Origin of the sequence: Bradyrhizobium erythrophlei (assembly GCF_900129505.1) — a bacterium.
In the GTDB taxonomy this organism is placed as follows: domain Bacteria; phylum Pseudomonadota; class Alphaproteobacteria; order Rhizobiales; family Xanthobacteraceae; genus Bradyrhizobium; species Bradyrhizobium erythrophlei_D.
The window spans coordinates 6217452-6232004 of sequence record NZ_LT670818.1; the positions used below are offsets into that span (position 1 = coordinate 6217452).

Genomic DNA, 14553 nt, shown 5'->3' on the forward strand with positions numbered 1-14553 from the left:
ACTACCCGTCCTCCTGGTACAGCAAGGCCAAAAAGCCGGTGAGGCCGCCCACCAACACGGGCAGCCACGCCGCAGCGATCGGATGCATCAACTCAGCCTTGCTCAAATCCTCAGTTACTTTCGACAGAACGTAGAGCAGAAAGCCTGCGCCCACGCCACTCAAAACCATCTTTTGCACGCCGCCCATCCGGAAGAAGCGCAACGAGACGGACGCCGCCAGCATGACCATTGCGGCCAGCAAAAACGGCTGTGCGAGCAGCTTATGATACTGCAGGCGGTAGCCGGCGGTCGCAAATCCCGAGCTCTCCGAAGATCGGATATAGCTCGGGAGTTGCCAAAAGGACACAGTCTCCGGGGTGGAGAAACTGTTGCGGACCTGGGCCGCGGTCAGGCTGGTCGCAAGTCTGAAACTGTCCTGCTCGACCGGGGGCGAGTCGAGCGAATAGCGGCGGGCGGATTTGAACAGCCAGTAGCCGTCCTCGAGCGTCGCTTCGCGCGCCTCGATTCGCTCCTTGAACTGGAAGTCATTGTCGAATCGGAACAGCGTCAGTCCGGTCAGCCGCACGCCCTGCTGCTCGCTGCGCGCCGCGTTGATGATGACCTGTCCGTCGCTGTTGATCAGGTTGAGCCAGAAGCCGGAGGCGTCCTGGATGCCGCCGCCGGGCGCGGAGCCGAACAGATCCGCCTCCATCTGCTTGGAGAGTTCGCGCAAATTGGCGGACATCGGATTGTAGGCGGCGGTGGCCAAAATCCCGAGCACGATGGCGCTGGCCAGCGCCGGTGCGATGAACTGCCACGCCGAGACGCCGGCGGCGCGCGCGACCACCAGCTCAAGCCGCCGCGACAGCGCGAGATAACAGGTCATCGCCCCGATCAGGATGCAGAACGGCATCATCTTTTCGAGCAGCTGCGGGACGCGGAACAGCGACGTCTCGGCGACAACGACCGCCGACGCCGAAACCAGGCCCGACGTCTTCCTCACCATTTCGATGTAGTCGACCAGCACCAGCAGCAGGAAGATGCTCAGAAACACACCGAGCGCCGAGATCACGAAGCGGCCGGCAAAATATCGCCCGAGCGTGTTGGTCATCATGCTCATGCTGCGACGGGCCGCCCGAACAGCCGCAACAGACGTGCGTTCGATTTGTTGATCGCCTCGAGCAGCGCCGGCGGCGGTTCCACCACCACGCCGGCCAGGATGATCCAGATGCCCGCGCCGATCGTCGCCACCAGCATCAGATATTGAACGAACGGGGCGAGCGGCGATTTCACCGCCATGACGGAACAGGCAAATCCCGCCATCCGCAGCCCGAACACCGCGAGAATCGAACTGCCGATCGAGAAATTGCGGCTCTGGCGCGTGGTGCGCGGTGCGCCGAGGAAGGCGAAGGTGAGGGCGGCGAATGCGAACGGATAGAGCGGCGCCATGAAGCGGTCATGCAGCTCGGCGCGGAATTGTCCGGGCACCTGCGTGTAGACCGGATCGTCCGGCGGCGGATCGAGCAATTCCCAGAGGTAGCGCTCGCGAATCCCGAGCGCGGCGTCGTGGCCCTGATTGGAGAATTTCGACATGTCGAACGCATAGCGGGCGAACGCGACCAGCGCGGGATCGCGCTTGCCGATCTCGAAGCGCTCCAGATTGCCATCTTCCAGGACCAGGAACGACCCGCTGCTGTTCTTCAGCACCGTTCCGTGGTCGGCGACGATGGTGACACGTTCATTGGGATCGCGGCGGTCGTCGACGAAGATGCCGGCGAGCACGCCGCCCGGCTGCCGCTCGCGAATGCGGATGGTCAGGTTCTGGTCGAGCTGGGCAAAGCGGCCGGGCTGCAGGATGTTGGTCAGCACGTCGGCGGTGATTTCGGCATCCCATTGCTTCAGGCGGCGCAGGCCGTCGGGCGAGAGATAGGCGGCGATGAAGGCGACCATGATCGCCACCACGATGGTGGCGTAGAAGAACGGACGGAACAGCCGGAACGGCGAAAAGCCGGCCGCATTCATCACGATGATCTCGGAGTCGGTCGCGAGCTTGTTGAGGGTGTGCGAGATCGCGATCATCAGTGCGATCGGCGAGATGATCAAGACCAGCGCCGGGATCACGAGGCTCGTGATGCCGAGAAAGGTCACGATGGTCTGGCCCTGGCTGGTCATCAGGTCGATGCCGCGCAACGCCTGCGTAATCCAGATCACGCCCGTCAGGCTGACCAGAACCAGCGCAAACGACGCCAGGGTCGTTCGAAAAATGTACCTGTCGATCGACCCCATCGCCACCGCACGATTCCGCCCCGCCGAACCTGAACTGCGTCCACGACCAATCCCGAATCCGGGATCCCCTGTGGTCGTGCCGCGCTTTATCCAGCCAGCCAGTCCTCATTACCATCCCTTTGATCCGTCGACAAAATGGCTGCGCCATGGCACCCTCGGGATATCGTTAATAATTCGTGAGATGTGGCCTCCCGGCCACTGTCGGGCTTGGCAGCGCGGGCGCCGGCAGGCCATAGTGTTGCCGGACTGCTCTTGACGGACGTAAATCGCGGCCGGATGAGACATGACGCGCGCCGCCCGGCGGGTTCCCGACCAGCGACAGCCCCGATTTTGGAGGACTTCCCTATGCCCGACGCCGTCAAGGTCGGCTTCGTCCCGTTTTCCGCGAGCCCCCGCGGCATTCTGGTGATTTTCTGCGATGATTCGCTGAAGTTCGGCGAGGCGACCCGCAAGGCGCTGGGCGAGGCCGCCGATCTCGTCATACGGGCGGCCGCGACCAACCAGTTCAAGGGCAAAAGGGGCGCCACGCTCGATATTCTGGCCCCTGAGGGCCTCAAGGCCCCGCGCCTGATCGTGGTCGGCGCCGGCAAGCTCGAAGGCTTGAAGGACAACGACTTTTTCACGCTCGGCGGCACGGCCGCCGGCAAGCTTGTCGCCGGCAAGGAGCCCGTGACGATCGTGGCTGACTTGCCCGACGGACCGATGAAGCCCGAACAGGCGGCAGCGGTCGCCGCGGGCGTGCGGCTTCGCGCCTATAAATTCGACCGCTACAAGACCAAGAAGAAGGACGGCGAGGAGGCCCCCTTGCGGGCCGACGTTTCGCTTGCCGTCGGCGATGCCGCCGCCGCGAAAAAGGCGTTCGCGCCGGATGCCCACATCGTCGATGGCGTCATCACCGCGCGCGACCTCGTCAACGAGCCGCCGAACATCCTCTACCCCGACGAATTCGCGCGCCGCGCCAGCCAGCTGCGCAAGCTCGGCGTCGGCGTCGAGATCCTCGACGTCAAGGCGATGACCAAGCTCGGCATGGGGGCGCTGCTCGGCGTGTCCCAGGGCTCGGCGCGGCCCGGCCGCACCGTGATCATGCGCTGGAACGGCGGCAAGGCCGGCGACAAGCCGGTTGCCTTTATCGGCAAGGGGGTTTGCTTCGATACCGGCGGCATCTCGATCAAGGGCGCCTCCGGCATGGAGGACATGAAGGGCGACATGGGGGGTGCTGCCTGCGTCGTCGGGCTGATGCAGGCGCTGGCGGCGCGCAAGGCCAGGGTCAATGCGGTCGGCGCCATTGGCCTCGTCGAGAACATGCCGGACGGCAACGCCCAGCGCCCCGGCGATATCGTCACCTCGATGTCGGGCCAGACCATCGAGATCATCAACACCGACGCCGAAGGCCGGCTGGTGCTCGCCGACGTGCTCTGGTACGTGGCGAAGAAGTTCAAGCCGAAATTCATGGTCGATCTGGCAACCCTGACCGGCGCCATCATGGTGGCGCTCGGCACCGAACATGCCGGGCTGTTCTCCAACAATGACGAGTTGGCCGAGCGGTTGAGCAAGGTCGGGCAGGCCACGGGCGAGCGCGTCTGGCGTATGCCGCTCGGCGCCGAATACGACAAGCAGATCGATTCGCAGTTCGCCGACATGAAGAACACCGGCGGCCGTCACGGCGGTTCGATCACCGCCGCGCAGTTCCTGCAGCGATTCGTCGACGACACGCCGTGGGCGCATCTCGACATCGCGGGAACGGCGATGGGCGCGCCGAAATCCGAAATCAACCAGAGCTGGGGCTCGGGCTATGGCGTTCGCCTGCTGAACCAGCTGGTCGCGGAGTATTACGAAGCCAAGAAATAGTAGAGATAGCCTTAAATCCGATGACGGAAGTGCTGTTCTATCATCTGCAGAACATGTCGCTGGAAAGCGTTCTGCCGCCGCTACTTGAGAAGTCGCTCGAGCGCGGCTGGCGGGTGGTGGTGCAGTCGACGTCGCAGGAGCGCGCCGACGCGCTGGATGCGCATCTGTGGACCTATCGCGATGATTCGTTCCTGCCGCATGCCACCTGGCGCGCAGGCGCCGGCGAGGCGCCGGATCAGCCGATCGTGCTGGCGGTGGAAGAGGCCAATCCAAACGGGGCCAATGTCAGGTTTCTGATCGACAACGCCGCGCTTCCTGCCGACTGCGACGCCTATGAGCGTATGGTGCTGGTCTTCAACGGCGACGACGGCGACGCGCTTGCCGCCGCCAGAAGCGCCTGGAGCGATTGCAAGGCGCGCGGCTTCGAGGTCACCTATTGGCAGGCCGACGAGCGGGGCCGCTGGCAACGGCGGGATTAGCGATATCCGGCAATTGATGATAATCTGCGCTTTTGGCAGGCGAGCTTGTATCCAGCCACGGTCGTGCCGCAAAGTGATGGTGGGACAAGCGCTTATTGGTTTGGGGTGGGAAACTAGTTGATCGTGCAATACAGCAACAAGCCAAAACGACTGCTGGCGCTGTGTGTGTTCGCGCCCTTGCTCGCGGGTTGCGCGGGGTCCGATCTGCTCTCGAGGGACGCCGAATGGTTCTCGGGTCCCAGCCGGCTGTTCATCCGGAATATCGAAGCGCCGCCGCTCTCGCCTGACAAACCAGTCACCGCGGAAGATCTGGTCAGCGCCGAGGGCTATTGCCCGGGTATGGCACCGCCCGCCGCGAGTCCTGCCGACGCCAACGCCGCGGCCGGCGGCGCCGCCGGTGAGCCGGTCGTTCCCTCGACCTCGGGAACGGTGGCGCTGGGTCACACCGAGTGCGACGTCGTGCGCGGCATCGGCGCGCCCGCCAGCGTCAGCCTCTCCAACAATCCGCGCGGCAACCGGGTGGCGGTCATCACCTACGCCCAAGGCCAGCGCGGCGGGATCTATACCTTCACGGCCGGACGCCTGACCTCGATTGAGCGTGGGCCGGAAGCCGAGGCCCCGCCGCCGAAGACGGCAAAATCCAAAGCGAAGAAGAAGCCTGCGGCGACGTGATCGTTGCCGCTCCCCGCGGTTAAACGCTCGTCGCGCCTGAACCGGCTCAACCGGCCGCGTTGTCGAATTCCGAACTCGCCGCCAGCCATTCTTCCTCGGCGCGCTGCAGCGCGCTCTCGGCGCCGGCGCGCGCCTTGGCGAGCTGGCCGGCCTGTTTCGGATCGCGCTTGAACAGATCCGGCAGCGCCAGCGCGGTGTCTATCTTCGCGATAATGCCGTTGATGCGCGCGATTTCGGCCTCGGCGTCCGAAATCCGCTGTTTCGGCGAGTTGCGCTTTTCGTTTCTGTTGCGCTGGGGTTTTTCGCGGCCGCGATCGTTGCTGCCATTCTCGCGCGCACTGACGCGCATGCCGCGCGCCGACAGCACCATGCGCCGGTAATCGTCGAGGTCGCCGTCGAAATTCGTCACGGTGTGATCGGCGACCACCCATAGCTGGTCGGCGCAGGCCTCGATCAGATAGCGATCATGCGAGACCATGATGACGGCGCCGGGAAACTCGTTGATCGCTTCCGCCAGGGCGGCGCGGCTGTCGATGTCGAGATGGTTGGTCGGCTCGTCGAGAATGATCATGTTGGGACCGAAGAAGGTCGCAAGTCCCAATAGCAGCCGGGCTTTTTCGCCGCCCGACAGGCTCCGCACCACGGTGTCGCCGGCCTTGCCGGAAAAGCCGATCGCGCCGGTCCGGCCGCGCACCTTGGTTTCCGTTGCCTCCGGCATCAGCCTGCGGACGTGATCATAGGGCGAGCCGTCGAGATCGAGCTCGTCGACCTGATGCTGCGCGAAGTAGCCGACCGAGAGCTTGTCGGCGCGGGTGACATGGCCGGAGAACGGCGGCAGCTTGCCCGCCAGCAGCTTGACCAGCGTCGACTTGCCGTTGCCGTTGGAGCCGAGCAGGGCGATGCGGTCGTCAGTATCGATCCGCAAAGTGACGCGGTTCAATACCGGGCTCTTCGGATCGTAGCCGACCGAGACATTGTCGACCGCGATGATCGGCGGCGACAGCATCTTCTCAGGCACCGGAAACGAGATTTCGCGCACGTCCTGCGTCACCAAAGCGGTGACCGGCTTCATCCGCTCCAGCATCTTGACGCGGGACTGGGCCTGGCGGGCCTTTGAGGCCTTGGCCTTGAAGCGGTCGACGAAGGCCTGCAGGCGCTTGCGCTCGTCGGCCTGGCGCTTGGCGTGCTTGGCGTCGAGCACCTCGCGCATTGCGCGCTGCTCCTCGAACGAGGAGTAGGTGCCCTTGTAGAGCGTCAGCTTGCCGCGATCGAGATGCAGGATCTGGTCGACCGAGGTATCGAGCAGGTCGCGGTCATGGCTGATGACGATCACGGTGCGCGGATAATGCGCCAGATGGTCTTCGAGCCACAGCGTGCCCTCGAGGTCGAGATAATTGGTCGGCTCGTCCAAGAGCAGGAGGTCGGGCGCGGAAAACAGCGTCGCGGCAAGCGCGACGCGCATCCGCCAGCCGCCGGAAAATTCCTGGCAGGGCCGCGCCTGGTCCGCGGTCGAAAAGCCGAGGCCGCTGAGGATCGCAGCCGCACGGGCGGGCGCCGAATGGGCGTCGATGTCGACGAGGCGGGTCTGGATCTCTGCGATCCGATGCGGATCGTGGGCGGTGTCGGCTTCCCGCAGCAAGGCGTCGCGCTCGAGGTCCGCCTTCAGCACGACCTCGATCAGGCTTTCCGGACCATCGGGCGCTTCCTGGGCGAGGCTGCCGACGCGCCAGCGCGGCGGAAGGGCGATGGAGCCGCTTTCGATCGGCAATTCGCCGCGGATCGCGGCAAACAGCGTCGATTTGCCGACCCCGTTGCGGCCGACAAAGCCGACGCGGGCGCCCGGCACGATCTGGGCTGTGCCATGATCGATGAGAAGCCGTCCGGCAATCCGGACCGATATTTCGGTGAGTGAAAGCATGCGGGGTTGTCACCGCAACCGCCGCCAAACGCAACCCTGTTTTTTTGGACAAATAAAATAACGGACTTTGCCGATGCGGCGGGCCAGGAATTGGCCGGATTTGTCGTTCCATCGTATGCTCAGGGGCTAGGGACCGGAGATGCCGGTCGTTCCCACTGTCGGCACGCTTCAACGGGAGGCAGCAATGGCAATCGCATTGGTTACTGGCACGAGCAGTGGCATAGGATTGGCGACCGCAGTGACGCTCGCACGCGCGGGCCATCAGGTCATTGCGACAATGCGAAATCTGGATGGCGCCGGTGAACTGCAGAAGATCGTCTCCGCAGAAAAGCTCGCGGTGACGGTAGCTGCGCTTAACGTGGATGACGATGCTTCCGTTGAGAATGCGATCAGTAAGGCGATTGCGGAGAACGGCAGGATTGACGTTCTCGTGAACAACGCGGGGATAGGTGGTGGCGGATCGGTGGAGGAGGTGCCGATGGCCAGATTCCGCGAAGTCATGGAGACCAATTGTTTCGGTGCGCTGCGCTGCATCAAGGCTGTAGTACCGGGCATGCGCGAACGTCGGCATGGATGCATCGTCAATGTAACCTCGATTGCCGGCCGGATGGCTCTGGCTCCAGCAGCAGCGTACGCCGCTTCCAAGTTCGCTCTTGAGGCGCTGAGCGAGTGCCTTGCGCAGGAAATGAAGGCGTTCAATGTGCGTGTAGCGATCATCGAACCGGGCGTCATCGCCACGCCGATATTCGGTAAGGCGAGGCCGCAACCGCAGGACAGTCCTTATCCGCATGCCCGACGTCAAGCCGCCTTGTTTGCCGCATCACTCACGAAGCCGACCTCGCCATACGTCGTCGGGGAACAAATACGAGAGATCGTCGACGGCGACAGTTGGCAACTCCGCTATCCGGTCGGGTCGGACGCGGTGCCGTTCCTCACGTGGCGAGCGAGCAAGACCGATGAAGAAATGGTCGAGTATGGCGGAGCCAGCGATGAGGAATACAAAATCCTGATGAAGAGCGAGTTCGGCTTGGACGTGAATCTTTGAGTGCAGAAGCCCGCAGGATGGGTGGAGCGCAGCGATACCCATCACGTGAAGCTCGGGCGGATTAGCCGAAGGCGTCATCCGCCGAACGCGACCGCACTATCATCGCCGCTCGCCGAAGTCGTCGTTCGTTTCAATATCGGCGCCCCGATCGAGCGGAAACAATCCCGCACAGACATCGCGATGAAATCAGGAATACGGACAGTCGTGCACGCGACGATAATTGGGCATGCGGTGCAGGATCGCAGACCTGGTGTTTGACTGGACGGCGTTCGAACTCCTGCGTGCCGCGGAGAGCATCGGACGGGCTCTCGGCAACGATCGTTCCGCGTGTCACGGCGCCGTTCGCAAGCGAGAGATTGGAATCCGCAGCAATCCATCATGCGAGCGGTCGCGGTCCGTCGCGGCGAGCCGTGACCCAATGCCACCATCGCCGGTTCGGTCATTTGTCGTCGTCAAAATGGTGGTTCCGGCAACTTCGTAATAACTTTGTTGCGTCGCACAATGACCGCATTTGAATATGTAATGGCCTCCATCAACTGCGAACTTGTTTCGAGTTGGTGACAACATCAACAACATATGAGGCTATAAGTGAAGGATCGGCGCATCACAGTACTTGGAGTGGGGATTCTAATCGCATGTATTTCGTTTTCTTCTTCATCTAGGGCGGAAACCCAGACAGGAATTGCATCGGTATACAGTGGCGAGCCAACCGCCAATGGCGAGTATGCCCATGCCTTTGCGCTCACGGCGGCTCACCGCACTCTGCCGTTCGGCACCATGGTCGAGGTCACCAACATCCAGACCGGCCGCTCGGTCGTCGTCCGCATCAACGATCGCGGTCCTTACATCCGGGGTCGAGTCATCGACCTGACGCCGGCCGGCGCGCGGGCGATCGGATCCTCCGGCCTCGCGCCGGTCACGCTAACCGTGCTGTCCGCCGGGACTCACGGCAGCCGTTCGGACCGTTCTCTCAAGGGCTGAGCCAGCTTCGGCGGCGCGGATACGACCAACCCTGACTGTCCTGCCAGTAATCGGATGAAGGCCGTAGAGAAACCTACGGCCTTCATCCGACAGCCACTGCCCAATTTTCGACCCACTCCGACCAGATTTGAAGGAGACATTGCTGCCGGGAATGCCGCGTTTCTACTTGGATATCGCATGCGACTTCATTGCATGAGGTACTGAATGAGGGCACAGACCCTGTTAGTCGCTTTCGCCGCCTGCATCGCGACGTTCTCGTCGATCGGGATACCAACTGCGCAGGCGAAACAAGAATGCAGTGCCGCGACGCCGTCAAATTCGCACGGATATTGGTCCTGGCGTCTGATTGACGGAAGAAAATGCTGGTACGAAGGCAAGCCCATGCTTTCGAAATCCTTGTTGGAGTGGCCCACGCAGGCTTCAGCACAACCGAATTCCGATCGAGAAATTAAAAGCGCCCCGCCAGAGAAGCCCGGCAATCCCTTGGATTCACAAGCGCGGGCGCCGGATGACCCGGATACTTTCGAAGCGCGGTGGCGTGCTATCGGAATGACGCGTTAGGCGCCGGCTTCGCAGGCATCGTCTCGAAACGACCAAATCGCGCCTCCAGAATCGGGCGATGTCCGCGCGGGAATTACCAGCACTGCGGCGCGCGGAAACGCCTGAACAGTGCCGTGAGCGCCATGTCTGCACCTCTCTCCTCTGCACCTCTCTCCCGACGCATCAACATCGGATCCGTCCGCGCGATAACAATGGCGGTATTCGCCATTTTGGTGCTCTCGGCAGGAACCGCACACGCTCAATTTCTGTTCTGGCCCCGGTACACGTTCTGGCCACACCACTATGCTCCGTTCAAACACAAGCACCACCACCGGCAGACAAACTCTGAATCGGCAGGGAACGCCCGGCCCGAGGCCGCTGCGAAGGGCCCGCTCCAGATCGTCATCTCGATCGCAGACCAACGGGTCTCGCTTTTCGACGACGGGACCCTGATCGCGCGCTCTTCGGTGTCCACGGGAATTCAGGGGCATCCTACGCCCCTCGGCGTGTTCAGCGTTATCGGCAAACAACGATGGCACCGTTCGAATATTTATAGCGCGGCCCCCATGCCCTACATGCAGCGCATCACCTGGTCGGGGATCGCGTTGCATGCCGGTTTCGTGCCCGGGCATCCGGCGTCACACGGCTGCATCCGTTTGAAAAACGACTTTGCCGCGCGACTGTGGCATCTCACGAAGCGCGGCACGCGCGTGATCATTGCGCGCGACGATGTCCAGCCGGTCGAGATAACCAATCCGCACCTTTTCCAGCCGAAAACCGTGTCCGATTCGGCGGAATTTCAGGCTGGCACTGTCGCGGGCAACAGCATCGGTGCAGCCGCGGCAACGCAGGGATCACCAGTGTCCAACGCCGAAACTCCGGAAACCTCTGATCTCCAGATTCCAGGCTCGGCTCGCGCCGGAGGTGCATCTAAAAAGATCGTTCCGATCTCCGTCTTCGTGAGTCGCAAGTTGAGCAAGCTCTTCGTGCGCCAGGGCTTCTCGCCTTTGTTTGATGTTCCGATCAAGATCGAAAATCGGGAGGAGCCGCTGGGAACGCACGTGTTTACCGCGATGGAATTCCAGAACGAGGGAGCGGCCATTCGCTGGACCGTCGTATCGCTTCAGAAGGAATTTCCTCGTATGTTCGAGGCTGCCGGGAAAGAGCGCGAACCGCCCGCAAAGCAAGCCGCCGCCCTATCGGTACCGTTGCCCGATAAAGCCAACGCGGCCCTCGACCGCATCGAGATCCCCCAGGATACGGTTGCGAGGATATCTGAATTACTGACACCAGCCTCTTCATTGATTATTTCCGACGACGGATTTAGCCACGAGACCGGAAAAGGCACGGATTTCATCGTTGTCACGCATTGAGGCAGCGGCGCAACGAACGCTGCCAGACCACCCTCGCGGTCGCGAAGGCCGGCTAGCAGGCTGCGGAAAAGTCGCTGATTGCGGGTTTTTTGGCAGATTTGACGGGATCTATGCTGCTTCTTGCGGGGATCATCCTTGGTGAGGCACCGCTTCCCCGTTCCTCATCATGGTATGGCCGCCAATAGCTTCGGGATTCGCACGAGATTGTAGGCGGCTGCGGCAAGCGTGAACATGAAGCCGACACGTGCTGTTCCGCGGTGCCTTGTCTTGCGCAGGACCGCCACGGTCTTGATGTAGCCGAAGCCTTCTTCGATCCGCTTGCGGATGCGCTGACTGATCGCGTAACCGGGATAGCGGGTAGTGCGGCCGTCGATCGCCGTCTTGCGTGTTTTGCCGGTCTTGGTGAGATGCGCACCGACGGCGGGTGTATTTTTTCGAATCGCAACGATAGGTGGCTGTCCGCATTGCACGTGCATGTGGTCCTGTTGCTGACCGCCGAACTGCTTGTCCGCAGGACGATGACCGGCGATGAGGTCGACGTGATCGTGCGCTGGCGGTATCGGAACGAGCGCGGCCAATGAGCGCCAGCGTCGTCTGGATTGGGCGCGAGCTTGAGACGGATCATCTCTCAGGCCCAATTTACTCAAATAAATGCGTCCTTTGACTTAATCTGGGCGTCCCGAATTTACCGGACTTTGAAACATTTCAAATCACCTTCGGTTCTCGAATTGCCGTCAAGAGCAGCATCCGGACCAAAAGGATACGCTGATGAACAACCGCATTGGCGAGCGTCACGAAGTCCTGCAGGCTGGAACGATTTCGTTCCGGGGCTCTGCCTTTGATTGCACTATTCATAATATATCGATCGGCGGCGCAAACCTCGAGGTCGGGAACGGTCTGAAGATCCCGGATTCGTTTCGGCTTCTGATCGATCCGGAATTTGGCAATCGTCACTGCCACGTCGTTTGGCGCAAGGAGCGGCGGATCGGCGTCGCTTTCGACTAGCGGTTAAATCATGGTGATCACCGGATCGTCCTCCCGTTGGCAGAAGGCTGTCGTTGCCCTGCTGGTGTTTTGCGTCCTCGGATATATCTGGACCCTGCAATAGACCGCCGCATATCAGTTCGCTTTGTCAGCCAACTTGCTTTCGGCAATTTGAACCTTTCGACGAAGGCTCTGTAACTCGTTGTGCATCGCTGCGAGTTCGCGGCCGGATTTCACCTTTGGTGTCCGTTGCCTCGCAGGCAGCGCCTGCGCATCCGGTCGTACGGCCAGATCTCTCAGTGCGCCGACAGTCCCTCGCCGAGCGCCGCAATCTCCGCAGTAGACGATTGTTTCCCGGGATGCGCTTTCCGGGTTCTCAATTTTTATTCCGAGACTGCCGCAATCGCCGCAGACCACCTGAAAATCGAAACTAATATTCATAGCGAAACTCCCGAGATCCAAATTGCCAATCTCTCGGCCCGCCTCGTCCTCCCTATGGCTTGATTATAACCGCCCCAGTGTCTGCGCCTAATATTGCGGGGACATGACAAAAAAATCTACGCCGATTCTTGGAAGGAAGAAGGCTTGATGCCTCGGAAACCTGACAAAAGCGGCCAATGTCGCGTGTTGGCAGTGCGCCCCGAAGGCGCGGATCACTAGTGGAGGAAGATTCCACCCAGAGAGTTGTCGATTGATCTGGTAGCTGACGAGCGGTTCGGCCGGGTAACCGGCAGGGCTGGAGCCTCGTGACAAAGGCCGCTTTAGGCGGTTGAGCAATCCGGCGGGCCGTAACGTGAGTGAAGCCTGAGCAGGCCTCGAAAGTGACAATGCGGATGCCGACCCTCCTGCCATTTGGGGAAGGCTGTATGAGCGGGGAAGCAATCGACACGCGCACCCGCTTGATCCGCCGGGGTAGTGGGCACGGCACGTCGGAAAGGTGGTTCGGGTAATCGGGGGAGACCCGTCAAGGGCGAGGGTAGCGGCCTCAACGTCGCGAAGGCGGCGGCCATGGCGGGAGTCGGACGGGGTCGTATGACCGTCGAAGCCGGGTAATGCTGGCTGAGGAAAGGGCCCTGACTTCTGGTGCGCTTTCGAAGATGGTGAGGTGAAGGTGATTGGCGATGAGCCTGGCAACACCGACAACGATCCGGACCCTTCAGAGAAAGCTATACCGCAAGGCGAAGGCGGAGCCTGCCTTCCGCTTCTACCTGCTCTACGACAAGATTTACCGAGCGGACATCCTGCGTCATGCCTATGCGTTGGCCCGAGCAAATGCGGGTGCGCCGGGTACGGACGGAATGACCTTTGCGGCGGTTGAGGCGTCGGGCCTGGAGAGGTGGCTGGCGGGCCTGCGCGAGGAACTGGTTTCGAAGGCGTACCGGCCCGATCCGGTGCGGCGGGTGTCCATACCGAAACCGGACGGAGGCGAGCGACCGCTCGGCATTCCGACGATCCGGGATCGGGTGGTGCAGACCGCCGCCAAGCTCGTGCTGGAACCGATCTTCGAGGCGGACTTCGAGGACAATGCCTACGGCTACCGCCCCGTTCGCGGAGCGGTGGACGCGGTCAAGGAAGTGCACCGGCTGATCTGCCGGGGCCATACCGACGTGGTCGACGCCGACTTATCCCGCTACTTCGATTCGATTCCGCACGGCGAGCTTCTGAAATCAGTAGCTCGTCGCATCGTGGACCGGCACGTGCTCCGGCTGATCAAGCTGTGGCTGAAAGCGCCGATCGAGGAACGGGATGATGGCGACGGGACCCGGCGCATCGGTGGTGGCAAGAGCAACGCGCGCGGCACGCCACAGGGCGGCGTCGTGAGCCCACTGCTGGCCAACATCTACATGAATCGGTTCCTGAAGTATTGGCGGCTGACCGGGCGCGGGGAGGCGTTCCGGGCACACGTCATCGCGTATGCCGACGACTTCGTTATCCTCAGTCGCGGATGTGCGGCCGAGGCCCTGGCGTGGACGAAGGCGGTGATGACGCGGCTCGGGCTGACACTCAACGAGGCCAAGACCTCGTTGAAGAATGCTCGGCAAGAACGCTTCGACTTCCTCGGCTACTCGTTCGGACCTCACCGTTACAAAGCGAACGGTCATTGGTATCTGAGCGCGAGCCCGTCCAAGAAGAGCGTGCAACGGCTCAAAACGAAGGTTGGCAATCTGCTGGTGCCTGGCAACAACGATCCATGGCCCGAAGTGCGCGACACGCTGAACAGCTCTCTGCTTGGCTGGTCGAACTACTTCTGCCATGGAACGCGCCGATCGGCATTCCGCGGCATTGACCGATACGTTTATGAGCGCGTACGCGACTTCCTCGCCAGACGGCACAAAGTGGCAGGACGTGGCACACACCGGTTCTCTCTCGACGTTGTCTATGGACAACACGGTCTGCTGCGTCTCGAACGCCTACCCCTAACGGCCCCGCTGTGTGCCTCACGGTGAA

The 14553-nt window shown here is 62.0% G+C and carries 14 protein-coding genes; 9 read left to right on the forward strand and 5 right to left on the reverse strand.

Annotation, left to right across the window (positions count from 1 at the left end):
- Position 1 precedes the first annotated feature (1 nt).
- Entirely contained in the window at positions 2-1099 is a 1098-nt protein-coding gene (gene lptG / locus B5525_RS28785) for an LPS export ABC transporter permease LptG (protein ID WP_079569028.1), read from the reverse strand.
- Entirely contained in the window at positions 1096-2265 is a 1170-nt protein-coding gene (gene lptF / locus B5525_RS28790; RefSeq protein WP_079569029.1) for an LPS export ABC transporter permease LptF, read from the reverse strand. Before lptF ends, lptG begins: the two co-directional genes overlap by 4 nt.
- A gap of 345 nt (positions 2266-2610) precedes the next feature.
- On the opposite strand from lptF, the gene B5525_RS28795 reads away from it, so the two are divergent.
- The 3 genes from B5525_RS28795 to B5525_RS28805 all read left to right on the forward strand — a co-directional run bounded on the left by B5525_RS28795 (position 2611) and on the right by B5525_RS28805 (position 5264).
- Positions 2611-4113: a leucyl aminopeptidase gene (locus B5525_RS28795; protein ID WP_079569030.1), complete on the forward strand. Its 1503-nt coding sequence runs from the start codon at positions 2611-2613 to the stop codon at positions 4111-4113.
- 20 nt (positions 4114-4133) lie between these two features.
- The gene (locus B5525_RS28800; RefSeq protein ID WP_079569031.1) at positions 4134-4592 is read left to right on the forward strand and encodes a DNA polymerase III subunit chi; all 459 of its coding nucleotides are present in this window, start codon (positions 4134-4136) and stop codon (positions 4590-4592) included.
- Between the two features lie 123 nt (positions 4593-4715).
- Positions 4716-5264: a hypothetical protein gene (locus B5525_RS28805; protein WP_079573914.1), complete on the forward strand. Its 549-nt coding sequence runs from the start codon at positions 4716-4718 to the stop codon at positions 5262-5264.
- A gap of 46 nt (positions 5265-5310) precedes the next feature.
- Here B5525_RS28805 and B5525_RS28810 read toward each other — a convergent pair whose 3' ends face one another.
- On the reverse strand, positions 5311-7182 hold the full coding sequence (locus tag B5525_RS28810; protein ID WP_079569032.1) for an ABC-F family ATP-binding cassette domain-containing protein: 1872 nt from the start codon (positions 7180-7182) through the stop codon (positions 5311-5313).
- A gap of 184 nt (positions 7183-7366) precedes the next feature.
- Between B5525_RS28810 and B5525_RS28815 the strand changes: the two genes are divergently transcribed.
- From B5525_RS28815 to B5525_RS28830, 4 genes are all read left to right on the forward strand, one after another.
- Positions 7367-8227, forward strand: a complete 861-nt coding sequence (locus B5525_RS28815) for an SDR family oxidoreductase (protein WP_079569033.1) — start codon at positions 7367-7369, stop codon at positions 8225-8227.
- Between the two features lie 588 nt (positions 8228-8815).
- Positions 8816-9208, forward strand: coding sequence for a septal ring lytic transglycosylase RlpA family protein (locus B5525_RS28820; protein WP_079569034.1), 393 nt, complete (start codon positions 8816-8818; stop codon positions 9206-9208).
- Positions 9209-9412: 204 nt separating this feature from the next.
- Positions 9413-9769 carry a hypothetical protein gene (locus B5525_RS28825; RefSeq protein WP_244567621.1) on the forward strand — a complete coding sequence of 119 codons (357 nt, stop codon included), beginning with the start codon at positions 9413-9415 and terminating at the stop codon, positions 9767-9769.
- A gap of 191 nt (positions 9770-9960) precedes the next feature.
- Positions 9961-11121, forward strand: a complete 1161-nt coding sequence (locus B5525_RS28830; protein ID WP_244567622.1) for a L,D-transpeptidase — start codon at positions 9961-9963, stop codon at positions 11119-11121.
- A gap of 164 nt (positions 11122-11285) precedes the next feature.
- On the opposite strand, the gene B5525_RS47965 is transcribed toward B5525_RS28830, so the two are convergent.
- Positions 11286-11591 (reverse strand): transposase, encoded by a 306-nt coding sequence (locus tag B5525_RS47965; RefSeq protein ID WP_244568093.1) that lies wholly within the window; start codon positions 11589-11591, stop codon positions 11286-11288.
- 298 nt (positions 11592-11889) lie between these two features.
- Here B5525_RS47965 and B5525_RS28840 point away from each other — a divergent pair, with 298 nt between their 5' ends.
- Complete coding sequence (locus B5525_RS28840) at positions 11890-12126, forward strand: PilZ domain-containing protein (protein WP_079569036.1); 237 nt, start codon at positions 11890-11892, stop codon at positions 12124-12126.
- A 114-nt stretch (positions 12127-12240) separates the two neighbouring features.
- Here B5525_RS28840 and B5525_RS28845 read toward each other — a convergent pair whose 3' ends face one another.
- Complete coding sequence (locus B5525_RS28845) at positions 12241-12546, reverse strand: hypothetical protein (RefSeq protein WP_079569037.1); 306 nt, start codon at positions 12544-12546, stop codon at positions 12241-12243.
- A 680-nt stretch (positions 12547-13226) separates the two neighbouring features.
- Between B5525_RS28845 and ltrA the strand changes: the two genes are divergently transcribed.
- Positions 13227-14552 carry a group II intron reverse transcriptase/maturase gene (gene ltrA, locus B5525_RS28850; protein WP_172899993.1) on the forward strand — a complete coding sequence of 442 codons (1326 nt, stop codon included), beginning with the start codon at positions 13227-13229 and terminating at the stop codon, positions 14550-14552.
- Position 14553 lies beyond the last annotated feature (1 nt).

Bases quoted from the DNA above. Each gene is read 5' to 3' on its own strand.
- lptG (WP_079569028.1), bottom strand. From the start codon at position 1,099: ATGAGCATGATGACCAACACGCTCGGGCGATATTTTGCCGGCCGCTTC.
- lptF (WP_079569029.1), bottom strand. From the start codon at position 2,265: ATGGGGTCGATCGACAGGTACATTTTTCGAACGACCCTGGCGTCGTTT.
- B5525_RS28795 (WP_079569030.1), top strand. From the start codon at position 2,611: ATGCCCGACGCCGTCAAGGTCGGCTTCGTCCCGTTTTCCGCGAGCCCC.
- B5525_RS28800 (WP_079569031.1), top strand. From the start codon at position 4,134: ATGACGGAAGTGCTGTTCTATCATCTGCAGAACATGTCGCTGGAAAGC.
- B5525_RS28810 (WP_079569032.1), bottom strand. From the start codon at position 7,182: ATGCTTTCACTCACCGAAATATCGGTCCGGATTGCCGGACGGCTTCTC.
- B5525_RS28815 (WP_079569033.1), top strand. From the start codon at position 7,367: ATGGCAATCGCATTGGTTACTGGCACGAGCAGTGGCATAGGATTGGCG.
- B5525_RS28825 (WP_244567621.1), top strand. From the start codon at position 9,413: ATGAGGGCACAGACCCTGTTAGTCGCTTTCGCCGCCTGCATCGCGACG.
- B5525_RS28830 (WP_244567622.1), top strand. From the start codon at position 9,961: ATGGCGGTATTCGCCATTTTGGTGCTCTCGGCAGGAACCGCACACGCT.
- B5525_RS28840 (WP_079569036.1), top strand. From the start codon at position 11,890: ATGAACAACCGCATTGGCGAGCGTCACGAAGTCCTGCAGGCTGGAACG.
- B5525_RS28845 (WP_079569037.1), bottom strand. From the start codon at position 12,546: ATGAATATTAGTTTCGATTTTCAGGTGGTCTGCGGCGATTGCGGCAGT.
- ltrA (WP_172899993.1), top strand. From the start codon at position 13,227: ATGAGCCTGGCAACACCGACAACGATCCGGACCCTTCAGAGAAAGCTA.